The 22,237-nt window shown below is 63.9% G+C and carries 27 protein-coding genes and 1 pseudogene; 7 read left to right on the top strand and 21 right to left on the bottom strand.

The window, feature by feature from the left end; genetic code table 11:
• The first annotated feature begins 29 nt into the window (after positions 1–29).
• Entirely contained in the window at positions 30–749 is a 720-nt protein-coding gene (locus ACVWWN_RS13520) for a TetR/AcrR family transcriptional regulator (protein ID WP_457144358.1), read from the top strand.
• Here the strand turns inward: ACVWWN_RS13520 and ACVWWN_RS13515 are convergent.
• The 4 genes from ACVWWN_RS13515 to ACVWWN_RS13500 form a co-directional block, all read right to left on the bottom strand.
• Positions 718–1,167, bottom strand: coding sequence for a hypothetical protein (locus ACVWWN_RS13515; protein ID WP_457144357.1), 450 nt, complete (start codon positions 1,165–1,167; stop codon positions 718–720). The genes ACVWWN_RS13520 and ACVWWN_RS13515 overlap by 32 nt on opposite strands.
• Positions 1,164–1,580, bottom strand: coding sequence for a hypothetical protein (locus ACVWWN_RS13510; protein ID WP_457144356.1), 417 nt, complete (start codon positions 1,578–1,580; stop codon positions 1,164–1,166). The genes ACVWWN_RS13515 and ACVWWN_RS13510 overlap by 4 nt, the downstream gene beginning before the upstream one ends.
• Positions 1,581–1,596: 16 nt before the next feature.
• Positions 1,597–2,526 (bottom strand): class I SAM-dependent methyltransferase, encoded by a 930-nt coding sequence (locus ACVWWN_RS13505; protein ID WP_457144355.1) that lies wholly within the window; start codon positions 2,524–2,526, stop codon positions 1,597–1,599.
• A 155-nt stretch (positions 2,527–2,681) separates the two neighbouring features.
• A complete protein-coding gene (locus ACVWWN_RS13500; RefSeq protein WP_457144354.1) occupies positions 2,682–3,491 on the bottom strand; it encodes a helix-turn-helix transcriptional regulator in 810 nt (269 codons plus the stop codon).
• 141 nt (positions 3,492–3,632) lie between these two features.
• On the opposite strand from ACVWWN_RS13500, the gene ACVWWN_RS13495 reads away from it, so the two are divergent.
• Positions 3,633–4,535, top strand: a complete 903-nt coding sequence (locus ACVWWN_RS13495) for a class I SAM-dependent methyltransferase (RefSeq protein ID WP_457144353.1) — start codon at positions 3,633–3,635, stop codon at positions 4,533–4,535.
• Between the two features lie 316 nt (positions 4,536–4,851).
• On the opposite strand, the gene ACVWWN_RS13490 is transcribed toward ACVWWN_RS13495, so the two are convergent.
• From ACVWWN_RS13490 to ACVWWN_RS13450, 9 genes are all read right to left on the bottom strand, one after another.
• Complete coding sequence (locus tag ACVWWN_RS13490) at positions 4,852–5,370, bottom strand: DUF302 domain-containing protein (RefSeq protein ID WP_457144352.1); 519 nt, start codon at positions 5,368–5,370, stop codon at positions 4,852–4,854.
• On the bottom strand, positions 5,357–6,337 hold the full coding sequence (locus ACVWWN_RS13485) for a nitrilase-related carbon-nitrogen hydrolase (RefSeq protein ID WP_457144351.1): 981 nt from the start codon (positions 6,335–6,337) through the stop codon (positions 5,357–5,359). The genes ACVWWN_RS13490 and ACVWWN_RS13485 overlap by 14 nt, the downstream gene beginning before the upstream one ends.
• 185 nt (positions 6,338–6,522) lie before the next feature.
• Positions 6,523–7,452, bottom strand: coding sequence for an SLAC1 family transporter (locus ACVWWN_RS13480; protein ID WP_457144350.1), 930 nt, complete (start codon positions 7,450–7,452; stop codon positions 6,523–6,525).
• Positions 7,453–7,496: 44 nt separating this feature from the next.
• Positions 7,497–7,982, bottom strand: a complete 486-nt coding sequence (locus ACVWWN_RS13475) for a winged helix-turn-helix transcriptional regulator (protein WP_457144349.1) — start codon at positions 7,980–7,982, stop codon at positions 7,497–7,499.
• 100 nt (positions 7,983–8,082) lie between these two features.
• Entirely contained in the window at positions 8,083–9,150 is a 1,068-nt protein-coding gene (locus ACVWWN_RS13470) for an aminotransferase class I/II-fold pyridoxal phosphate-dependent enzyme (protein ID WP_457144348.1), read from the bottom strand.
• Between the two features lie 129 nt (positions 9,151–9,279).
• On the bottom strand, positions 9,280–10,344 hold the full coding sequence (locus tag ACVWWN_RS13465) for a hypothetical protein (protein ID WP_457144347.1): 1,065 nt from the start codon (positions 10,342–10,344) through the stop codon (positions 9,280–9,282).
• 568 nt (positions 10,345–10,912) lie between these two features.
• On the bottom strand, positions 10,913–11,149 hold the full coding sequence (mbp1, locus tag ACVWWN_RS13460) for a microaggregate-binding protein 1 (RefSeq protein ID WP_457144346.1): 237 nt from the start codon (positions 11,147–11,149) through the stop codon (positions 10,913–10,915).
• 148 nt (positions 11,150–11,297) lie between these two features.
• Positions 11,298–11,486 (bottom strand): hypothetical protein, encoded by a 189-nt coding sequence (locus ACVWWN_RS13455; RefSeq protein WP_457144345.1) that lies wholly within the window; start codon positions 11,484–11,486, stop codon positions 11,298–11,300.
• Positions 11,450–11,800 carry a hypothetical protein gene (locus ACVWWN_RS13450; RefSeq protein WP_457144344.1) on the bottom strand — a complete coding sequence of 117 codons (351 nt, stop codon included), beginning with the start codon at positions 11,798–11,800 and terminating at the stop codon, positions 11,450–11,452. The genes ACVWWN_RS13455 and ACVWWN_RS13450 overlap by 37 nt, the downstream gene beginning before the upstream one ends.
• Positions 11,801–11,883: 83 nt before the next feature.
• Here ACVWWN_RS13450 and ACVWWN_RS13445 point away from each other — a divergent pair.
• Positions 11,884–12,741, top strand: a pseudogene (locus tag ACVWWN_RS13445) (NAD-dependent formate dehydrogenase); the annotation flags it as partial.
• A 437-nt stretch (positions 12,742–13,178) separates the two neighbouring features.
• On the opposite strand, the gene ACVWWN_RS13440 reads toward ACVWWN_RS13445, so the two are convergent.
• Complete coding sequence (locus ACVWWN_RS13440) at positions 13,179–13,901, bottom strand: alpha/beta fold hydrolase (RefSeq protein ID WP_457144343.1); 723 nt, start codon at positions 13,899–13,901, stop codon at positions 13,179–13,181.
• A gap of 204 nt (positions 13,902–14,105) precedes the next feature.
• On the opposite strand from ACVWWN_RS13440, the gene ACVWWN_RS13435 reads away from it, so the two are divergent.
• Together ACVWWN_RS13435 and ACVWWN_RS13430 are read left to right on the top strand one after the other, a co-directional pair.
• A complete protein-coding gene (locus tag ACVWWN_RS13435) occupies positions 14,106–14,840 on the top strand; it encodes a TetR/AcrR family transcriptional regulator (RefSeq protein ID WP_457144342.1) in 735 nt (244 codons plus the stop codon).
• A gap of 79 nt (positions 14,841–14,919) precedes the next feature.
• Entirely contained in the window at positions 14,920–16,422 is a 1,503-nt protein-coding gene (locus ACVWWN_RS13430) for a flavin-containing monooxygenase (RefSeq protein ID WP_457144341.1), read from the top strand.
• A gap of 71 nt (positions 16,423–16,493) precedes the next feature.
• On the opposite strand, the gene ACVWWN_RS13425 is transcribed toward ACVWWN_RS13430, so the two are convergent.
• The 3 genes from ACVWWN_RS13425 to ACVWWN_RS13415 all read right to left on the bottom strand — a co-directional run bounded on the left by ACVWWN_RS13425 (position 16,494) and on the right by ACVWWN_RS13415 (position 18,674).
• Positions 16,494–17,087, bottom strand: coding sequence for an alpha/beta hydrolase (locus ACVWWN_RS13425; protein WP_457144340.1), 594 nt, complete (start codon positions 17,085–17,087; stop codon positions 16,494–16,496).
• Between the two features lie 103 nt (positions 17,088–17,190).
• Positions 17,191–18,351, bottom strand: coding sequence for a heme-binding protein (locus ACVWWN_RS13420; protein ID WP_457144339.1), 1,161 nt, complete (start codon positions 18,349–18,351; stop codon positions 17,191–17,193).
• Between the two features lie 128 nt (positions 18,352–18,479).
• A complete protein-coding gene (locus tag ACVWWN_RS13415; RefSeq protein ID WP_457144338.1) occupies positions 18,480–18,674 on the bottom strand; it encodes a hypothetical protein in 195 nt (64 codons plus the stop codon).
• 32 nt (positions 18,675–18,706) lie between these two features.
• Between ACVWWN_RS13415 and ACVWWN_RS13410 the strand changes: the two genes are divergently transcribed.
• Positions 18,707–19,249, top strand: a complete 543-nt coding sequence (locus ACVWWN_RS13410) for a hypothetical protein (RefSeq protein ID WP_457144337.1) — start codon at positions 18,707–18,709, stop codon at positions 19,247–19,249.
• A 12-nt stretch (positions 19,250–19,261) separates the two neighbouring features.
• On the opposite strand, the gene ACVWWN_RS13405 is transcribed toward ACVWWN_RS13410, so the two are convergent.
• Positions 19,262–19,792 (bottom strand): substrate-binding domain-containing protein, encoded by a 531-nt coding sequence (locus ACVWWN_RS13405; protein ID WP_457144336.1) that lies wholly within the window; start codon positions 19,790–19,792, stop codon positions 19,262–19,264.
• Here ACVWWN_RS13405 and ACVWWN_RS13400 point away from each other — a divergent pair.
• Positions 19,785–20,054, top strand: a complete 270-nt coding sequence (locus ACVWWN_RS13400) for a thiamine pyrophosphate-dependent enzyme (protein ID WP_457144335.1) — start codon at positions 19,785–19,787, stop codon at positions 20,052–20,054. The genes ACVWWN_RS13405 and ACVWWN_RS13400 overlap by 8 nt on opposite strands.
• A gap of 9 nt (positions 20,055–20,063) precedes the next feature.
• On the opposite strand, the gene ACVWWN_RS13395 is transcribed toward ACVWWN_RS13400, so the two are convergent.
• The 3 genes from ACVWWN_RS13395 to ACVWWN_RS13385 all read right to left on the bottom strand — a co-directional run bounded on the left by ACVWWN_RS13395 (position 20,064) and on the right by ACVWWN_RS13385 (position 22,235).
• Positions 20,064–21,389: an MFS transporter gene (locus ACVWWN_RS13395; protein WP_457149115.1), complete on the bottom strand. Its 1,326-nt coding sequence runs from the start codon at positions 21,387–21,389 to the stop codon at positions 20,064–20,066.
• Positions 21,390–21,476: 87 nt separating this feature from the next.
• Entirely contained in the window at positions 21,477–21,761 is a 285-nt protein-coding gene (locus ACVWWN_RS13390; protein ID WP_457144334.1) for a hypothetical protein, read from the bottom strand.
• Positions 21,762–21,818: 57 nt separating this feature from the next.
• Entirely contained in the window at positions 21,819–22,235 is a 417-nt protein-coding gene (locus ACVWWN_RS13385) for a YkvA family protein (RefSeq protein ID WP_457144333.1), read from the bottom strand.
• Positions 22,236–22,237: the final 2 nt, after the last annotated feature.

Raw genomic sequence — 22,237 nt, 5'->3', positions numbered from 1 at the left:
GCTACAGCGATACTGTTACCATCGGAAACATGTCCGGGATGAAGACGCAGGTGGCCCCGCCGGCCGAACGGATTCTTCGCGCCGCCGCTGACCTGCTACGGGCTGGCGGAATCGACGCCGTGTCGACGCGCGTCGTCGCCGCTGCCGCGGGGGTCCAACCGCCGACGATTTACCGTCAGTTCCGCGATAAGGACGGCCTGCTGGACGCCGTGGCCGGCTTCGTTCTACGGGACTATGTCGCGCAGAAGCGACTCCTGCTCGCCGCGTCGAAGAACCCCATCGTCGACCTACGGGCGTTGTGGGAGTTGCATGTCGAGTTCGGGTTGAGCGAGCCCCACTGCTATGTCCTCACCTATGGCCAGGTGCGTCCGGGGCGGGTAATTCCGGTGGCGGAGGAAACCATCGGGCTGTTGAGCGAGGTCATCGCGCGGCTCGGAGACCAGGGACGGCTTCGTATGAGTGTCGAGCGCGCAACCGCCTATTTCCGCTCAACCTGTGCGGGATTCATCCTCAACCAGATCGGCGTCGGGCCCGACGGGCGTGACCCTGAGCTATCAGCGATCCTGTTCGAAAGTACGATGGCTGCGATCACCAACGATTCCGACTCGAAGGCTGCGTCTGACCTACCCGGGCGCGCCATGGCGTTGCGAGAAGCGTTGCGGGACGAGAAGTCTTTGCCGTTGACAACGGCCGAGCGCAGGTTGCTCGCCGAGTGGCTCAAGCGCCTCGCCGACGGCGACGGGCGCTAGGCGGGCGTTTCGACCCGGGCGGGACTCCATGACCAGTTCTGCCGCTCGTAGAGCGGCCGAAGCCCGAAGCGCAGCATGTGTTCAGCGAGGGATTGGATCGGTCGTGTGCCACGCCGGTCTCGGAGACCAGCCAGTGGCAGCCCGCTTCCGCCGCGGCCTTCGCTCGGGCGACAAGCAAGGCGGACTGGGCGCCCTTGGAGCGATGGTCGGCAAGCGTGGCCGCGGAGTTGAACGAACCGACACCTGCGTGGATGAACAGGTTTGCCGTCGCGACCATCTCGTCGCCGTCCCACGCTGCGAACGGGCGGAAGCCCGGATGAGCGATGGCGGCCGCCATCATCTGGGCCAGCCCCTCCTCGGGCATGCCGAATCCCCGCATGGTGACCGCCGCCCACTCATGGGTGCTGTCTTCCGTCACGGGGCCGACACGGAGTTCGGTCCGAACCGGGGCGCCGAAGCCTTCGACCCGGCACATGAGTTTGAACCACGCGTCCTGCGCGCGAATATTGCGTTCGGCGGCCAGCTGCTCCCAGTCGCCCGGTAGGCAGGCGGCGAGATCTGGATGACGGCTCCCGGGCTGGACTCGGCCCGGTAGAACTCGAGCACTTCGTCGATCAGAGCAGATGTGACAGGTTCGGTGACACCGAAACTCACTGCCTTGCGCCAATATCCCGTGACATCGTTGCGCATCGACAAGACGACGCCGCCGCCGATCCGCGTGGTCGAAATACCCAGCTGCGCCTTCACCGCGTTCGGAGCCATCGACTCGTACTGATACATGAATTCCGCCTCGGCACTCTCGGCAAAGGCGAAGCTGTCGTTCTCGGTCATCTACCCTCCGCTCGTATCAATGACGAAAAGCGGAGATGTATGCGGCGAGAGCGAACGGAGCGCGATGCGCATCTCCGCCGTCGACCTCCACAATTCCGTTCTCCGCGAACAGTTCTGATGTCGTCGTCTTCGTTGCCAGCCACCCGCGGTCCGCGAGATACTCCTGGAGTCCGCTGCGATGCTCGAGATGAACGGAGTCCGTCAAGTCGCTGTTCAGCCCGTTATCCCGCCAGGTGTCGAGCAGACAGCCGATCATCCGCAGACAGTGCTCTTCCTCGGTAGCTGAGAGGTTGGGAAGAACATCCGCGGCGAACCGGCTGCCATTCACACTCAGTGCCGTGATGTCGTCCACCAAGCGATCTTGCGCCTCGGGCGACAGATAGTTCAGCAGCCCTTCCGCGAGCCAGGCCGTGGGCTTGTTCTTGTCGAAACCTGCGCGCAGAAGCAGTCGCGGCCATTCTCCTTTGAGATCGACGCCGACGAATCGGCGGTCGGCGAGCGACCCTATTCCCATACCTGCGATCACTTGGCTCTTGAAGGCGATGACGAGCGGTTGATCGACCTCGTACACGGTCGCGGTCAATGGCAACCGCAACCGGTACGACCGTGCGTCGAGGCCGGCTGCGAGAATCACGATTTGCGAGATGCCCGAATGCGCCGCCTCGGTGAGGAAGCGGTCGAAGTGGCGAGTGCGGACAGCGAGCACATCGACCAGCCGCCGTATTGCGGGTCCCTGCTTCGCATCACATGCGACATCGTCGAACTCGCCGTCCGCGATACGGATGAAGAACTCCACCCCCACGGCCCGGACCAGAGGTCCCGCGAACGCGTCGTTGATAACCGCGTCGGATCGTCTGCTCGCTGCCGCCCTGGCGGCCGCGACCATTGTGGCCGTCGGCCCCACGCTCGTCGCCAGGTCCCAATGATCGTTATCGGTGCGCGTCATCCCATCCCCGCGGCACCGTCGTCATGGCACACCGACGTGGTCCTCCACCCATCCGGCAACGGCGAAAGCTTATGGACAGCAAAGAATCCCTTTTGTTCCACACTCCCAAAGTACGTGGATTCAGTGCGCATAACCTGTCCCTGTTACTAACAGTCTCATGACGTCGCCGGCGGCCCCTCGGCCAGCGCGCGAAGGCGATTCTCGGATGGCGACGCGGGCTCGGCCCAACAAAGGACGAGGAGATGCCCCGACGTCGGCAGAAGAAGGTGCTGAAAGTGCAGATCCAACGGCCCACTCCGGGCATGGTTGATCAACAGCGGCCCGCTGGTGGCCCATTTGACATCGTGTCGCACCCACAGATCGCGGAATTCCTCACAGCGCGCGGTCACCTCACCCACCAGCTCGACCAACTCCGGATCGGGCTTGTTGCCCATGAGAGAACGGACGAAACGTGCCGCCCACGCGGCCACAGTGGGCCACTCTCGATAGAAATGTCGCATCTCGGGCTCGAGAAACAGTGACCGCAAGGCGTTCGCGCCGGGTGTGTAGGTCGGCGAAAGCGCCCGCGCCAATCGATTAGCAGCGACCACTGTCAGCGAACCATTGAGCACCTGTGCGGCGGTCATCGGCCAACTGTTTATCAAGGAGACCATCGTCGAATCGACGGAGCGGGACAGTGGGATCCGACTCGGTGGTTGCCGGGCCAGGCTCCGCATGTAGTTGGTCGCTTCCTCGCCCAGCAGTAGGGCTCGGGCGATCCCGTCAAGCACCTGCTCGGAGGGAAAGCGGTCGCGGCCCTGTTCGAGTCGCAGGTAGTACTGAGTGCTGATGCCGGCCAGCATCGCAACCTCTTCGCGGCGCAGGCCGGTGACACGGCGGCGCTTCCCGGATGGCAGACCGACGTCAGCCGGGCTCAGCGCTTCTCGGCGCGAGCGCAGGAACCGTGCCAGTGTCGGATCGTTCACCGTGATCGCGCGCATTCAGGGGGGCCGAGCGGGCCCGGCGCCGATGTTTTGTCGGCACGGTGAACCGAGTCGGGGTGGTGTGCCGTTGAGGATATCGACGGAAGCTGTTCGGCGAAATCGTGGATCGGCGGGTGAGGGAGAATGTGGATCGACGAGCTCGAGGCTCTCATCGCTCTTCCGCGAGCGGACCAGTACGCGGCGCTCAGGCGCATTCGCGACGCCGCCGGTTCCTCGTACGAGCAGTGGAATACCGACTTCAGCCCAGCCAGCCTGTACGGGGCGTGGACGAAGCTACCGATCATGCAGAGCCTGTATCGCGACAATCGCACGGTGATCATGCAGGCCTTAGACGGTCGATCCGATTGGCACATCGTTGAACTCGGCGGCGGCACGGGGGCCCTTTGGGAGGGGTTCTTCGACGAGGGGTCCGCCGGCACGTTCACCCTGATCGACCCACATCCTCAGGCCCACACCGCGGTGGCCGCGCGGTTGCCGCAGGGCGTTGTGTTCGATCCGGTCACGTCCGGCGCCGAGCATGCCGAGATACCGGCGGCGGACGTCATCGTCTGCAGTCTGACGCTGCATCACGTCGCCGGATCGGACGCCGCCCAACGCCAAACGTTCGGTCTCGACGGCGACGGGAAGGCCGAAGTTCTGCGGCGCTGTGTCGCCGCGATCCGCCGGCGTGACGGCGTCGGCGTGCTCAATGAGGCGGACATCTACAACGAGATCGACCTCGCCCCCGGCGATCCCGTCCTGGTCGACAATTTCATCGACGTCTACGTCCGGCGTACCGCACGCGCGGTCGCGCACGCGATCGGCGAGGCCGATGGCGCTCCGGATCTCGTGGCGGCGTGGGAAGCCATCCTGCGCCATTGGTGTCTCGACCAGGTCGACAATGCGTTCCTTCCCCGGCATGAGCGCGACGTCTACGAACTCGACACGCAGCATTGGACTCGCCTCCTGCGGCAGGCCGGCGCTGCGGATATCGCACACAGCTTCACCGATGACTGGAACCTCTTTGCGCAGTACTTATTTCGCTGACCGCGATCAGGATTCAGGCAGATGGGCACCCCGGGTTGGGTGCATCCTCAGCCGCGGGCTTGTTGTCTCCGGCGTTGTAGACGCCGTCCACGGCGCAATCGGATCGGTAATGGGTCAGAGTGCCCGAAGACTGGGTGAGCTGACCCGAATCCACGCCCGACGCGGGAGTCGCCGACTCCCCACTGGACGACACGCGCAGCATCAAGGCTGACGTCGCCGGGACCAACCACGGATACCGCTGGGTCATGTAGCGTCGCCCTTTCGTCGCAGCGGCCAACGGTGGCCGCCTATCGGTATAACGAAAAAACGACGTCGACTATGCGCTCGGCGGCCAGGCCGTGACCTTCGATGCAAGTGCGGCGAGCTTCGCGTCGAGCTCTTCTGCGGCCGCCAGCAGAGCGGGGTTGTCCTCGACGACCATCAGGGACGACGGTTTCACATAGATCAAACTGCTGCGATCGCCCTCCTGCTCGAGGAGCAGTAGCTCGACCGGCGCGAACAAACCAGCGGTCACGTCATGACGCAGCATCGTGATCGCGATCAGTGGGTTGCCGATGATGGTGCGCAGCACCTTGCGGTCGATTCCCGCTTTCTTGATCCACCCGCCATGGTTGAACAGGCCGAACAGCATGAATCCGCTCGGGCCGACATGGGGTTGCACCGCAGCCTCATAGTCGTCCCAGCCGGCCGTCGTGGCGCCGAGATCGTCGATCGGCACCGGTTCTTTGCCGACGTCGGCCAGCAACGCGGCCACCAGTTCGTCATAGGACTTTTCGCTGTCGTAGCGCATGCGGACGCCCTGGAATGGGACGCCGTGCGGATCAGATTCCGGCATGATCGATCTCCTCTGCGCTCGCGACCGGCATCTGATCGAAGCGGTCGTGAATATGGGCGGTCGGCGTGCGGTCGATCAGCAGGCTCAGCAGTTCGGGACGGCTGTAATGTCCGCTGGCGTCCATCTTCGACTTTCGGCTGTCGATCAACGAGAAGTCGAGATCGGCGATCACCTCGCCCTCACCAGATCGAATCGGCTCGCCGAGGAGCTCGCCCTGCGGTGTGACGATCGCGGTGAAGCAGCCACTGGAGATCGGCCCGGTGGGCCCGCCGCCGGTGTCGGCCACTATCTGCGCCTGCTGGTCAGCGTCGAGCCATCCGGTGGCATTCACGACAAAGGCACCCGACTCGAGCGCATGATTACGCACGCTGATCTCGACCTGAGTCGAGAACAACTCGCCACCAAAGGATCCCGGCCACATGGCCGAGTGGATCTGCTCACCGTCGGCGATCAGCGCATAACGGGCAAGCACGGTGTAATGCTCCCAACAGGCCAGCGCACCGATGCGTCCCACAACGCTGTCGACCGCTCGCAGGCCGCTGCCGTCGCCCTGACCCCAGATCATGCGTTCGTGGTACGTGGGTGTGATCTTGCGGCGGCGCTGAATCAAACTGCCGTCGGCGTCGAAGAGGAGTTGCGTGTTGAACAGGGAACCGCCGTCTCGTTCGGTGATCCCGATGGACACCACCATTCCTGCCGCCAGCGCGGCTTCCCCGATGGCGTCTGTCGTCGGCGACGGAACGGTGACCGCCTGATCCATCAACTTCAGATGCTCGGTGCCCATTTCGTACGGACGCTGGACAAATGAGAAGTACGGGTAGTACGGGATGATCGCCTCGGGGAACGTCGCGAACTGCACGCCCCGGACGCCGAGTTCCTCGATTTTCTTGACTACCCTCCCCGTAGTTCCTTCCCGGCTGTAGAGCACCGGACTGATCTGTACCGCTGCCGCTCGGATCACGGTCACGAGAGAACCTCCTTTTCACCACTCTGTGATGTGTTGCTACTACTAACAACAAGACGGAAACGGGAGGAATTATTCCGTTGCTAGAACGAACACGTATGCATTGCAGTGCATTTCACGCCTCGCGAGCGGTCGAATTGCCGTCGGCGAGTTGATCGACTCAGCGTCGGCGTAACGTCCATTTGGTGCTATGAGGTTGTAGCACAGGGCATCTGGCGGATACCCACGATAATGTGGTTCGCGAACATTCGAGTGGTGTGTATGCCCAGCAGTGCCACCACCGAAGTTGCAATGGCAACAGCGACCCAGACAACCGGCGCAGCCGCCGGGCCGGGAGCAGCTAGGCCCCAATGGCCGACCGTGTTGGCCGAGGCGGCGACGGGAAAGGTAAAGACCCACGCGGACATCGTGAACGGCCGCCGCAGGTACTCGGGGAGGATGAACAACTGGATGAGCGCCATCATGGCCAATATCGCGGCCAGTCCGGCGCCGATGGTGGTGACGCGATTGCCGTGCATGGCGAACCAGGCGAGGCTGCCAGTTGCAGGCGGCACCATGAGCACCGCCAGAGATGGGTACCGCGCATCACTCAGGGGCTCTTCGCTCATCAGGCGATTCATGATCAGAGTCGTGAATATCAGCCAGAAGAACGCACCGAGGATGAACATCGCCGGGGCGAGTTCACCCCATCCGTTCGCCTGCAACGAGATTGCGGCAATAAATGGCCCCGCAACCACCGGCATCGACAGCCCCGGATGGATGGCGCGCCGTTCAGATGGCCTTGTGATCCATTGCGCCACAAGGGCTGCCGTGATCATCGCCCACGCCGTCAGCAAGATCATGTCGAGTATCCGGGCCGCCGGTACGCCCCGCCCGACGTGCGCCAGCAGCAGCAGCGGGATCACCGGCATGTAGGCGGCGGTGAAGCCCTGCTGCCGGTGGCGCAGGTCGGTGGCGAATGCCCGGGGGTTCAGGCCGCCATGCCGGAAGTACGCGATGGTCACGGTCGCCCACGCGAGTGCGCACAGCACATCCAGTGTGTCAGCCACGATGGCCGGTGCGCCGAAGGGGCCGGCTGTACGCCAGACTCCGCCCAGCCCTCCCAGGCCGAGCGTCAACGAATAGTAACCAAGCCAGCGAGCGCGGTGTATCGCGCTCATCTCTAGCCCGCTGCCAGTGGGATCAACCGTTGCGGATCGCTGGCCCTGCGCCATCCGGTGTTTCCGCGGGCCAAGGGCGCCGCACACGTCCGGCACCAGTCCGCGCTTTCACTGATCTGGCCGCACTTCAGGCACTCGATCCGCAGATTCCAACCGCCGGTCGGGGATTCAGTGTGACGAGTACCCCACTGCGACAATGCATTCAGCACTGGAAGCGTGTCCGATCCCGCATCGGTGAGGAAGTACTCGACGCGAGGGCGGACAGAACCGCCGTACGGAACGCGCTTCAGCAGACCGGCATCCACGAGCGCGCGGAGTCTCTTGCTCAACACCGTGTCGGCGATCGCCAGTTCATCCTTGAGTCCGTCGAACCGTCGATTACCCGTGAACACCTCGCGCAGGATCATCAGCGCCCACGGATCGCCCAGGACATCAAGCGCTCGCGCCATCGGACACTCGAGCCCGGAGAGCGGCGTCCGCAGTGTCATCGATGCCTCCAACCCAGTCATGAACCCTCTGCACGATTCTAACAGATTTACTATCTTAAAGCTAGTAAATCAGGCTGGGGCCCGTCGGGACACGGCAGGGTCAGGCCGCCACGCGTCCATCGATCACGTCGGTCACCGCCGCGGCGAAGCGGGCTCGTTCGTCACGGCGCGGTGCCATGATCCGCAGTGCGTCGGGCACGACACCGTGCGCCTCACCGAGCACGCGCACACCGATGCCGTGCCGATGGAACACCCTGGCCACCTCGTGAGCCCGCTTGCACAAGGCGTACTGGAAATGCACGTTCTGGTTGGCGAACAGATCGAAACCGGCGATGCCGGAGAGATGCTCGGCAAGCCAGGCGTTGTCGGCGTGCAGCTGCACCCGGGTGTGCTCCGACCACGCGAAGCTGCGTACCGCGGCGCACGCGACACGCACGTCCATCCCCGACAAGCCCCACTTCTCCTGCTTGCCGAACAGGTATGCCAGAGGCCCGGATTCGGCACACCATGCGATCCCCGTGCGGGTCGCCGCGATGCCGTAGAACTTCGTCGTCGACCGGAGCACGACGATGTTGGGGACGTCGCAGCCGATCACCGACCAGCCCACCGGTTCGGGAGTGAAATCGATGTAGGACTCGTCGACCACCAGGGTCGCCGCGGGATGCCCACCGGCGATGTCGATCAGCCCATCGGGATCGAGGTAGGCACCCGTCGGGTTGTGCGGGTTGGACATGATGACGACACCTGCGGCGTTCATCGCCGCGTCGATCTGGTCCAGCGTCGGGGTCTGCTGTCCCGCGGCGTTGAAACCCCGTCCGGGAAACGCCTCCAGGTAGTCGGTGTACGCGGGAAGCGGCACCTGCACGGAACTGGGCGTGAGCTCACGCCCCATCGCCCAGATGAACTCGCTGGCGCCGCGGCCGGCGATCATCGCGCCGTGCGGGACGCCCGTTGCGCCGCGGTACAACTCGACGAGTCGGGGCGCGGCATCATGCGGGTGCAGCAGGATGTCTTCGGGCTGAATGGCATGCAGCGCCGAGAGGGCCGCGGGCGGCGGCCCGTAACGATTCACGCAGGTGCTGAGATCGATATCGACGCCCTGCTCAGCATCCCTTTCTTGGGTACCGAAGTCGAGCGTCGGCACGTCGGCGGCGGCTGGGATGCCCATGTTGTTCTCCCCGATCGGCACTTTTCTTCATTGCGCTTGCGACCGTAGGGAGCGCCTGCGCACCGCCACACGCGTAGTTCACTACCTGTTTGTCGGCGGCGCCACCCGCAGCGGCGGATCGGCCGGGCGTCAGACGGCGGCGGGTTCGAGCTTGCGCCTCGGGCTCAGCGAGATGGGGTCGGTCGCCATGAGCTGCGAATACCGCAGCGGAAGCGTCGACGTCACCGCGAATACCGTGACACCGCCTGAGTAATCGGCCACCGAAAGCCGGGTCCCGTCGGCGCCAACCGCGACACACGCCGGACGCTCACCGATGGTGATCGTGTCAACGACGTCCAGGCTCAGCGTGCACAGCACCGCGATGCGGTCATAGTCGACGATGTAGGCCTGCGTCTTGTCCGGACTCATGGTCATCTGCGTCGGCGCGCCGCCGAGTTCGACAGTGTCGGTGATCCTGTCGGTGGCGAGATCGATGACGCTGACAGCACCACCTCGGACACGGTCCGATGTGAGCACGTAGACCGTTCCGTCGGCGAAGGCCAGATCACGGATCGGCGACCCGACCCACACCGTGCGGTCCACCGCGGCCGTTTCGGTGTCGACGACGACGAGGCGGCTGCCGCGGTCGTCGGTGGTCGCGACGTAGAGACGCTTACCGTTGGGGTCGGCCATCACGGAGTCGATACCGATTCCCGCGCCGGTGGCAATGTCGATGGTTCCGACGCGCTCGGCGGTGATGTCGATGACGGCGACGTCGACCTGGTCGTGGCCGGTCCGGCCGGCGTAGACGCGCTTGCCGTCGGGGCTGACGGCCAAGGCAGTGACGCTGAAGACCAGCGGGTAAGTCGCGATCATGGTTCCGCTGGTGAGATCAATCACCGCCACCGCGTCGTAATTCTCCGAGGACGTGCTGACGTACGCGCGGTCCTCGGTCATGACCACCGCAAACGGCTCACCGTCGACGGCGATGTCGCGCTCGACGGCCAGCGACACGGCGTCGAGCACGGAAATGCTGTCGCCGCAGGCGTTCGTCACCACGACGGTCGAACTCTCGGTGAATGCGGCGATGTCGCCGATGGGACCGCGGTCGATGACGACGGAGCCCATCACGGCGACGTCCGCTTCCACAGCGGTCTCGTCATTCACATGCGACACACCAGTGTCCTTGGGCATCAAAAAGTTAGCCATCTTCATCGGTACCTCCGGCAGCACGGCTTTCACCGGCCCTCGATTGCAAGTCCTCATGCGCCCTGTTCGGCGCGATCTGGATCGAGTCTAGCGACGAAATTTTCAGTTCCACGGGGCGCGATTTTCCGGAACGTCGTTACCGCCGCAGATCCTCTCAGACGCCGCTTAGGAAACTCTTCGTTATGCAAGCGTTATGTTGTGCTAGCAATATTGCAAAGGGCACTTTCCTGCATGATCACTCGGTCAGCTATCGAATTCCGGCCACGTTCGAGGGACCTGCAGATAACGGTTTCTTAGCTTTCCGAGCGAAAGTGAGCGGTAAATCACACCGCGACACGTCAGCAAACTTTACGGCGGGCATTGCGCCCGCGACCGCTGCGGACCGTGAGCGCCCGCGTCCGCAATCGGGCGATCGCCGCGAGATTCGCTGGCTTCCCGGCGTTCGCCCGCCGTTCACCGTGCCCGGTTGAGCGTGGCGGAATCGCCTGTGCGGGAACGAGATTCCTTCGACCGACGAAAGGCAGGCACCGCGCCAACCTTGTTGACGCGGTGCCTGCCGATTTCGGAGTTCTGCCTACTGCTCGGCCTTCTGACGCTCTTCGCTGGCCTTGGCCGCCGCGCGTGCGCTCTCGGCTTCGGCTTCCTTCTTGGCGGCATCGCGCTGCGCGTCCGCCTTGTCCTGCTGTGCTTCACCCTCGCGCTGCAGATCGTCGCGACCGGTGACCACACCGATGACTTCCTTGGCCTTGCCCTTGACGCCTTCCACGACGCCCTTGACGGCTTCTTCCGGGCCTGAATTGTTGTCGGCCATTTGCACGCTCGCTTTCTGGTGTTCTGCCCCGGACCGCATGTCCCGGGAGCGGCGTTACCGCCCAGCGAACGATTTATTCCCCCGAGGGGTGGCCGGCCAAACATCGCACCACGTGAACCGCCCTTGTCCTGGGCGCTCGGCGCACGGACTACGTCCGGCGGCCTCGCGCGGCGGCGAACGCGATGCCGATACCGATCAGCGCGATGATGGGACCAAGGATCGACCAGGTCATGGTGTTGCTCATCGGGCTGCCCCCCACCACGCCGATGCCCTGCAGTGTGAACAACAGGCCGAAGAGCGCTACGAAGACACCGAGGACGACCATGGCAATACGCATGGCTTCACGCTAGCCGCGATGGCTGGCCGGTCAGCTGTGCCCCTGCAGGATTCCCTCGATGTTGCGCTCGGCGAGTGCGGTGATCGACATGAACAGGTTGCAGCCCAGGTAGCCGGGAGCAGTGAGGCGTCGTTGACGTACAGCTTGTCGTACCCGTTGACTCGCCCGTAGCCGTCGGTCGCCATGCCCCGGACGCAGCCCCCGAGGGGGTGCACCGTATTGGGCGCGAACACCTGCCCCTCGAAGATGTCGCTTCGATAGTCGACGCCGTTGGCCTGGGTAACGCGATCGAACACCGCCTGAGCCCTCGCCACGAGGTTGTCCGTATACCCCTCGGGCCAGCCGATATTGATGGCCTCGGTGGCGCGGTCACCAGTGAGCGGACGCTGGCATTGTTCTGACGCCGGAGCGGTTCGCAAAGGCCCCTAACCTGAAGCTGGTCATCACGGCCGGAATCGGTTCGGACCACACCGATCTCGAGTCGGCCATCGCCCGCGGCGTCACGGTCGCCGAGGTCACCTACTGCAACAGCATCAGCGTGGCTGAACACGTCGTCATGATGGTCCTGTCCCTGGTGCGCAACTACCTTCTTTCGAATCAATGGGTCCGTGACGGCGGATGGAACATCGCCGACTGTGTCGGACGGTCCTACGACCTGGAGGGCATGGACGTCGGCACGGTGGCGGCCGGCCGAATCGGGCTCGCGGTCCTGCGGCGGCTGGCGCCGTTCGGTGTCCGGCTGCACTACTTCGACAAGCACCGGCTGCCCGAGGCCATCGAGCGCGAGCTGAACCTGCAGTACCACCCGAGCCCCGCGGACATGGTGCCCAACTGCGACGTGGTGACCATCAACGCGCCGTTGCACCCCGAGACCCAGAATCTGTTCGACGACGAGCTCATCAGCAAGATGCGTCGGGGCGCCTACCTGATCAACACCGCACGGGCGCTGATCGTGGACCGGGATGCCATCGTGCGCAACCTGCAGTCGGGCCAGCTGGCGGGCTACGCCGGCGACGTCTGGTACCCGCAGCCGGCATCTGGAGACCGCCCGTGGCGGACGATGCCCCACCACGGCATGACGCCCCACATCTCCGGGTCGTCACTGTCGGCGCAGGCCCGCTACGCAGCAGGCACCCGGGAAATCCTGGAATGCCACTTCGAGGGCAGGCCGATCCGCGACGAGTACCTGATCGTCGACGGCGGTCATCTCGCCGGGGTGGGCGCGCACTCCTACACCGCGAAGGCCGGCAAGTAGCAGTTCAGCAATCACGAGGCGCCACCGGCGATATCACCGGTGGCGCCGTTCGTGTTTGGTTCGGTCACACCGAAGTCAAGCGAGCGAAATCACCCCGGCGAGGATCCGAGCGACCTCGCCGGGACGGGACACGAAACCCACGGTCCGTGAAACCAGCTGTTTACCAGCAGAAGTCGACTCGGATTGCCGCTGCCTGACGCGACTTCTCGGCCAATGCCGTCCACGATGGCGACCCCTTGTGGTCACGCCGACTACTAATGCTTGACGGGCAGCGGCAATTCCATTCGGCAACGGTGCTGACGCCGGAAATCCGTCCCTGGCCTCAGTGCACGGTGATAGTCGCGGTGGACGTGTTTATGCACGCCGGAACCCAGGACTCAGTCAGTTATACGTGAATTCGGAGAAACCATCACTGGGCCCCGGCTGCCAGGATCCAGTCACCGAGGAAAACGGCCCACTTCGGCGATGATTCGAACAAGCTCGCCAGGTCGGGAAAGCATCGGGGAGTGGCTACTCGGAAGGCGGCGGATGTTCGTTGCGCGTTTGGCCAGGTGCTCCTGGACTGATGGCGGAAGCGCCCGGTCTTGCTCGCAAATCACATATGTCGACGGGATATCCTGTGACGCCATGGACTTAAGCCGTTGCGTGACCATGGCGTAACTCGACGGTCGCAGACGATCGACTGCGCGGAGCGCGTCATCGCGAGGGACGTCGTGGTAAAAAATCTCCAGGGGCCGGTCGACAGTTATCGTGTCACCGGCGATGTTCCACCACGGAGGTGGTTCGTCGACGAGGTCCAGCACCGATTCGCCGATGTCGAGCTGCAATGCCGCAAGAAACACAATGTGACTGACGTTCGCCAGGCCCGTGGCCGCTTGCGTGATGACCACTCCCCCATAAGAATGCGCGACGACCACGACCGGACCGTCTATGGCCTCGATACGACGGCGAACCTCGGCCGCGTCATCGTGGATGCCGTAGCGCACATCGCTCACGCCTGCCACGCTTGGTAATTCAACCGTATGCACCCGCCATCCGAGCGGTTCAATGCATTCGAGAACCTTCTCCCAAACCCAGGCGCCGTGAAATCCCCCGTGAATCAACAGGAGTTCGGTTTCGCGGACGCTTTCCGCCGAGTCTTCTGCCAGCGTTTCGTTCATGATTACTCACCGACCTTCATTGTCCGCGCCGGCCGCCCTGTCTTCTCTGCGGTCGAAATTCGAGAGGTATGCGACTGCTATCGCCGTCATCGTGTGACCCCTTCATGATCTTGGTCTCAAGGAACAGCATGTTTCCAGTGATATCTAATGCACCGATACCACCGATAATTCCATCGATAGCGGGATCCTGTTATCGTCGGAAACATGACTGGATCGAAGCGTGAGGCGACGCCGCCCGAGGAGCGGATTCTGTGGGCGGCGGCCGGCTTGCTACAGAAGGGCGGAGCCGAGGTTTTTTCGATGCAGGCGGTGGCAGGTGCCGCCGGCGTTCAACCGGCGGTCGTCTACAGTCACTTCGGCGATAGGGATGGCCTGCTTGACGCCCTCGTTAGTTTCCTCCTGCAGGGCCACCTCGACGAGAAGCACCGGATCGTACCCACCGCAGAGGACCCTGTGGTGCAGCTACGTCGGCTCTGGGACTTGCACGTCGACTTCGGATTGACCCAGCCCGACAGCTACGTCCTCGCCTACAGTCAAGCGCGGGCCGGAAGGCTACCATCGGCAGCCGCCGAGGCGATTGCTCTGCTGACTGCGGCGATCAGACGACTCGGCGAACAGGGTCGTCTGACGATGACTGTTGAGCGCGCGATCAATTACTTCCGTTCCAGCGGAGCAGGATTCATCCTGACACAGATGCCGCTGCCGCCGAGTGAGCGTGATCCCGAACTGTCGTCGATCATCTTCGAGAACACCGTGGCGGCGATGACAGGAGGCGCCAAAGCTCAAGGCTTGTCGCGGTCGGGCTCTGCAGACGATCTGGAAGACCACGCGGTGGCGCTGCAGGAAGCGTTGCGGCAAAAAGGAAGTCCTGCGCTGACGCCGGCTGAGCTCAGCCTGTTGTTCGAATTTCTGACTCGCCTTGGCGGGGATCACCCCTGAACTCTGCGCGTTATGCGAAGCGTTAGAGACCACAAGGAGCAGTACATGATTCGGCGCCCACAATGGAAATGAGGTTACGATGATCGCAGTTCCCGACGATTTCCCATCCGCCACAGCCACACCGCCGAGCGATGCCGAACAATTCGACGTCGTCATCATCGGCGCAGGCATTTCCGGCATCAGTGCGGCCTACCGGATTGCGGAACGCAACCCCGAAATGCGTTACGTCATCCTGGAGCGGCGCGCACAGATCGGCGGCACGTGGGATGTCTTCCGGTACCCGGGCGTTCGCTGCGACACCAGCACGTACACGCTGTGCTTCCCGTGGGAGCCCTGGACCCGCGCGGAAGCCATCGCCGGTGGCGAACAGATTCGCGACTACATCGCCGCGACCGCACATAAGCACGAGATCGATAGGCGCATCCGTTTCAACACCCACGTGCGTTCTGCCGATTGGAATTCCGCCACCGATACCTGGACGGTGCTGTCGCACGGCACCACTGGAGAAGCAACGACCTTCCGTGCCCAATTCGTCTTCTTCGGCACCGGCTATTACGACTACGACGAGGGCTACACCCCCGTCTTCCCCGCCATCGAGCAGTTCGCCGGCACCGTGGTACACCCTCAGCACTGGCCGCAGGACCTGGACTACACCGATAGCACGATGGTGGTCATCGGGAGCGGTGCCACCGCCGTGACGATGGTCCCTACACTGGCGAAGCGAGCAGCGAAAGTGACCATGCTGCAGCGTTCGCCGAGTTACCTACTCTCGCTGCCGAGGGTCGACCATGGTGCGGCGCTGGCACGTAAGGTGTGCTCCCCCAGGATCGCTCATGAGGTCACCCGGTTGCGGATCGCATTGGTCGAAGTGATGTTGTGGGAACTGTCGCACCGGGCCCCCGGCATGATCAAGCGGCTGCTGCGCAGGGCGGCACAAGCGCAACTGCCGGAGGGCTACGACATCGACACGCACTTCACGCCGCGGTACAACCCCTGGGATCAGCGGCTGTGCCTGATGCCCGACTCCGAGTTCTATTCGGCGATCCGTGACGACGGGGTGCAGGTGGTCACCGACGAGATCGACCATTTCGATGCCACCGGGATCGCACTGATGTCGGGTCGACACCTGGATGCCGACATCGTCGTTACCGCCACGGGCATGAACTTGCTGGCGCTCGGCGGGATCGCGATCAACGTCGACGGCGCGACGATTAGACCGCAGGACAGGTTCATGTACAAGGCGCACATGCTCGAGGACGTTCCGAATCTCGCCTGGTGCGTCGGTTACGCGGGCCTGACCTGGACGTTGCGGGCCGACCTCACCGCCCGGTCATTCGCCAAGCTGCTGGCGTACATGAAGTCGCGGCGATACACGTCGGCTTACCCGCATCGGGGTAGCGGGGCGATGCCGTCCGGACCGTTGCTGGATCTCACGTCGGGCTACGTGCTACGTAGCGCCCCTGAACTACCGAAGTCGTCGGGGGTATCAGGTCCCTGGAAGGTGGGCCAAAACTATTTCGTCGATGCGTTCCGCAACCGCTTCGGGCGCATCGACGACGCCATGGTGTTCGGCAGGACTTGAGGGCCGGTTTCTCGGACGATTGGCGATCCGCCATTCGCGATAGGTGCCGTCTTGGTCGCGCTGGCCGGAACTCAAGCGAACGACATCACCTCGGCGATGATCTGAGCAACCTCGGCTGGCCGGGACAGCATCGGGGAGTGACTCGTCGGCAGGCGGCGGACATTCGTCGAGCGCCGCGCCAGGTGCTCTTGAACCGCAGGAGTGATGGCGTGGTCCTGGTCGCAGATGACATATGTGGACGGGATGTCGCGCCACGCGGCGGCCGTCAACCGGTCCGTGACAATGGAGTAACTCGACGGCCGCAAACGAGCCACCGCCCGGTCGGCTTCCTCGGCCGGCACGTCGTGATAAAACGTCTCGACGGGGCAGTCGGCTGTCATCGTGTCACCGTTGATGTTCCACCACGGGGGTGGTTCCGTGATGGTGTCGAGCAACGATTCTCCGATGTCGAGCGCGAACCCCGCAACGACGACGATCGGTCCGTCGATGGCTTCGAGACGACGACGGACCTCCGCCGCGTCATCGAGCATGCCGTAGCGCGGCTCGCCCTTGGCGGCCACACTGGGCAATTCGACGGTCTGCGGCCCCAGCGGTGCCAGGCTGCTGATGACACTCTGCCAAAACCACGGCCCGTGAAATCCGCCGTGTACCAGCAGGAGTCGCATCCGGTTGCCTGCTTGCGTCCGCGTCTAAGGAAACACCTCCCCCATGCCTAATGCGGCGACGGCACCGAAAGAGTCCATCGCGTCACGACTCGCAGCAACGGGTTTACAGCTGCACGGTGGTCGGATCGGCAGGCACCAGCGTTGCCACCGATACGTGCGGCCACGTCAGGTTCGCGAAATTCAGGGACACGGTCTGGCTGTATTGGATCTGCCGGTAGCTCGCGGTGACCGAGCGCCTCTCCGCGTTTGCCGATCCCGCCCGGACACTGAACGTCGGCTGGGGCGCTCCGCCCGGCATCGAGGGCGTGACGATCTGCGTTGCTCCTGCTTTCATCGGTCCGACATCGATCGTGAGCTGCACTTCCTCGATCCAGAAGATCGCCGACATCTGGATCGCAGCAGCGTTGGGCCGGTTGGCATCGCCTGTCAGAAAACTGATGTTGTCGGTGCCTCCGCCGACGAGCGTCGACTGGGTATCGATCTGGATCACATCGGTGGACAACATTGTCAAACCGTCAATGTGCTGACGCAACAGCGTGTTCGGGTCGTCCAGCAACTCCTGCGTGATGGCCGGTGCGACGGACAGGTCCTGGGGTATGCGCGCAGTCGCAGAATCGCTGACGGTCTGACTCGGAAACCGGATGCGCGCCGACGGGTCGCCGGCTTTGAACGGCGTGATATCGACCGGGTCGATCTTGGGTCTGCCCTTCACCGTGAAGAACGTGCCCTGGGCATTCACCGTCGTCCCGTGCGGGATCGACGCCAGCCGCGCCAATGTCGGCTGCGTTTCGCTGGGGTCGGTGGTCGGTGGAACGATCATCCAGAGTCCGGGTTCGAAGTGAATGGACGTCGCGACCACCGGGTCGGTGACATCGTTGATGGACTGCAGGTAGGGCACACCATTGAGAAAGACATCACCCTGCGCCTCGCCCCGGTTGGGCACGGCGCCCAGGCTGGCCGAGAAGGACAATGTCTCGGCGGTCAAGTTCAGCTCGAGCACGTTGTCGCTGTCGGGCTGCGGAACAGGCAACGCCGTGGGAGTGGCCTTGTTCTGCGGCCGGAAGATCACGTTGAAGCCGTGCCCGGTGAAAATTCCCTTGAACGCTTCCAACGGGCCCAGCGACGGGGCGTTCTGTGCGACCGTTTCAGGCGCGATGCCCGGTCGGGCCGGAACTTCGTTCATCAGGAAGTTCCGCGGTTTGCAGACCGCCGCAGTGAGGTCGATCGCCGCGGTGGTGCGCGACCTCTCGTTCAATTCGGTCATCGTGATTCTCCTGATTCGGTGGGGCGACGCTCGTCGGTGGTCCGGCGTAAGTCACAACGAATCCGGCGCATACGGGTTCACTGTTCATGACCGATCAGCTGAGCGGCCGAAGGCTTTGTCGTTGCCGTTCAATGCCATTCGTGCAGCTCAGCGGCAAGCGCCGCGCTCTTTGCGGTGACAACACTCACCTGACGGGCGTGCACCACCTGTTCTGACATTCCGGGCACGGTCGTTACTCGGCTCACAACGTCGAATATCTCCCAGTAACGCGTCGCCGCCTCACCGGCGGTTTGCCCCACACCGACTCCGGTGCCTGCAGTCATGCGGAAACCGAACGGTATGGAATCGTGTCGGCATGACATCGATTCGGTCGGCACCCACGTTCACTGCGAAATGGCGTGTCATCGCGGGCATTCTGGTACTCGGCGCGGCCGCCATCACGACGGTCAACGCAACCCGGGCCACCGCGGCGCCGGCAAACGCTCGAGGTGCTGTGACGGTGCACTTCGGGACGCCCACCAAGCTGCAACGCTTCAAGTACACCGACCTGTACGAGAAGAAGCCGTTTCCCGATGCGGTGCTGCTCTACTACGACAACGGGATGTATGCCATCCTGTCGCAAGGCGAGAACCACTACGGCACATACGTGAAGCAGGGCGACTTCACCGACGCCACCTTTACCGTGAACTTCATCTCACTGCCGTCGGAGGATTGGTCAGGCACCAGCGTTCTTCACACCCTGGTGTTCGACAACACCGCGGGCACCTTCACCCAGCAACTCACCAATCCCCTGGACCCCAACGTGCCCAAGCAAACCGGCCATTTCACCACCGCCGACAACACAATCGCCGACCCCACCCAGTTGACCTGGGACTCGGCCCAAAATCTGGGTCGGTGAGTGCCGCCCGGACTACTGGCTCGCACCGTTCGTCACCCGCGCGTAGCGATCCCGCCACTCCGCGGAATGGGCAAGCAGGTCATCCTCCGGCGCCTCGATCAACTCGAGGCCCGTGAGGGGATCACCTTCGCTCGTCACCGAGGGAATCCGATTGACGCTCTCGAGCACCTTCTGCCCCTCGGTGAGCAGAAAGTCGGTGAACAGGACCGCCGCGGCTGGATGCGATGCGTGCTTCATCGTGGCTACACCGTTGGGGCGCAGAGTGATCGGTTGGACCGGTTGGCCGCTGGCCGGACGCCACGTTACGGGGGCGCCCTTGGCCGCGGGGGTATCGATGTTCTGCGTGTACGCCGAGACGAACACGCTGTACTGGCCGGCGCTGAGAAGTTCGCCGGTCGCGGTGTGGCCCTTGGTGATCTTGGAGTTGGCGGCGATCGCGTCGAAGAGGTCGTCGATCTGCGCCTGCGTCTTCCCGTGGCTCAGCCAATAGGTGCTCAGCGACGCGTACCAGTCGACCTCGTTGACCTCCATCGTGATGTTCAACAACCGTGCGTACTACAACGACTGGGAACACCAGGAACGGCTCGCCCGCCAGCGGGGGACGCCGCTGGAGAGAGCGCGCATCGGGATGGAGATCGACAACCCGGCACCCGACTTCGCTACCCTCGCCCGTTCGTTCTCCTGGCATGCGGAGGGACCGATCACCGACCCCGCCGATATCGAGAAAGCGGTTCAGCGTGCCGCCGAGTACGTGCAGTCGACGGGCAAACCCGCTCTGGTGGACGTCGTCTGCCAACCGAAGTAAGGCTGTCGATCACCCGCTGACGTGGGCACCCGCATCGCGGGGCAGGCGCAGGGTTTCGATGAGCGTGACGGCGAGCAGCGCACCAAGGAGCAGATATGCGTACGGGTAGGACGAGAGCAGGCTGAGTAGCAGCGCCGCCACGGCGATTCCGAGGCCCGCGGCGAGTTCCTGCACTGACGCGTTGAGCGTGTTGCCGTGGGTGAGGTCGTCGCCGTCGACGCCGGCGAACGCCAGGCTGTTGTACGCGGTGAAACCGATGGACCGCAGTGCTCCGCTGACGTAGAGGATGAGCGCTATCCCGATGATCGGAAGGCCCGGTCGCAGCAGCGCCAGCAACCCGAACCACCCGACCGAGGCGATGCCGTTGACCAGCAGCACACGCCGGATGCCGAATCTGCGCATCATCGGTGTGGTCGCCGGCTTGATCGTGAGGTTACCGGCGAACAACGCGGCCACCATGAGGCCCGAGGCAAACGGAGTCCAGCCGAACTCCAGCTGAAACTGCAGTGGTAGCAGGAACGGAACCGCAGTGATCACCATCCGGTAGAGCGAGCCCGCGGTGACCGTGATCCGCAACGTCTGCACGCGCAGCACATGCAACTGCACCAGCGGCGCGTCGGCGCGCAGCAGATGCCTGACCGCCCAACCCAGCAACACCGCCGCGAGGGCGCCGCCGACGCTGACGAACACCCAGTCGGTCCCGCTGACGCGGATGTGTTCGACCGCGATCAGGGTCACCGAGATACCGAGGCCGATCAGCAGCATCCCGCGCCAGTCCAGGGCCCGCACCGACGGCTTCGGACCACCGTGTACCAGCTTGAGCGCCAACAGGAATCCGATGATCCCGATCGGGATGTTGATCAAGAAAATCCATCGCCACGAGGTGTATGTCGCGATGGCGCCGCCGAGCGCCGGCGCGATGACGGGAGCTGCCAACGCCGGCCAGGTGAGCAGCGCGATGGCGCGGACCAGGTCGGATTTGTCGGAATCCCGCAACACCGCCAGCCGCCCGACCGGGACCATCATGGCGCCGCCGATGCCCTGCAGCACCCGCATACCGATCAGCATCGGCAGAGACACGCTGGCCGCACATCCGATCGAGGCGATCGTGAAGACTGCGATCGCCGTGATGAACACGCGCCGGATGCCGAATCTTTCGGCCAGCCATCCGGAGGCGGGGATCAGGACCGCAACGGTGATCATGTAGGCCGAGATCGCCACGTTGACGTCGACCGCCGCGACGCCGAACGAGTCGGCAATACGCGGAATGGCGGGTGCGACGATCGTGGCGTCGAGGATCTCCATGAAAAACGCGCCCGCCACCAGCAACGCCATCGCCCGTGGGAACGACGGTCGGGACGGCTGGGCGGGCGTCGGATCAGTCATCGACCGTCAACCTAGCGGGTCGTCGACCGCGATCTGCTAGTCGAGGTGGATGACGTAGGTCCCGTCGTCGTCTCGTTCGACCGGACGGCCGGCGGCGTCAACCCACACGATCGGGTCGCCGGGTGTGCCGATGTACGCATTGGTGACCGCGCCGCCAGGCGCCAGGTAGGCGCTCCACTCCTCGGCGGGCGAGAACACGGTCACAAGCTCTTCCCCGTCCGCGCGGCGGATCGACAGCGTATGAGCGTTTTCGTCCGCCACCACCGCGTCGTCGACGTCGTGCTCGTCCTCGTGCGTCAACTCATCGTCTCCGTCATGCATGGACTCAGCGTAACGAGGGCACTCACGCCAGTCATCGGCTGTTGCGGTGCATTTCGATTACCGCGGATCGGGCAACCTGCACAGTCGGCGCAAAGCCGCGAGGCCGTCCGGGGTGCCGGCCCAATGCCGATCCAGCGCATCCGGTCCCGCCAGGCGGGTGACCGAGCGAAGCACCAGTGCCACGACGATCGCGTCGTCGGCATAACCGAGGACCGGCACGAAGTCGGGAATGATGTCGATGGGCAGCGCGAGGTAGGCCGTCAGCAACACAAGCCGGACGCGGACGCCGCGCGGCATCTCGGGATCGGCAGCCAACCGCTTGAGCAGCCGGACGAGATCGGGCAGCAGGCGGATCGCGTCGCGAATGCCATTGCCGTCGGGTTTCGAGAGCCACAGCGCGACGATGAGGGCAAGCCAGATCAGAACCAGACCGCCGACGACGCTCAGCGGGATCAGCCACCAGCTCGACCACACGT

Source organism: Mycobacterium sp. URHB0021, from assembly GCF_054057895.1.
Note: the sequence above shows the minus strand (reverse complement) of the source record. Positions and strands in the feature narration are given on the sequence as shown.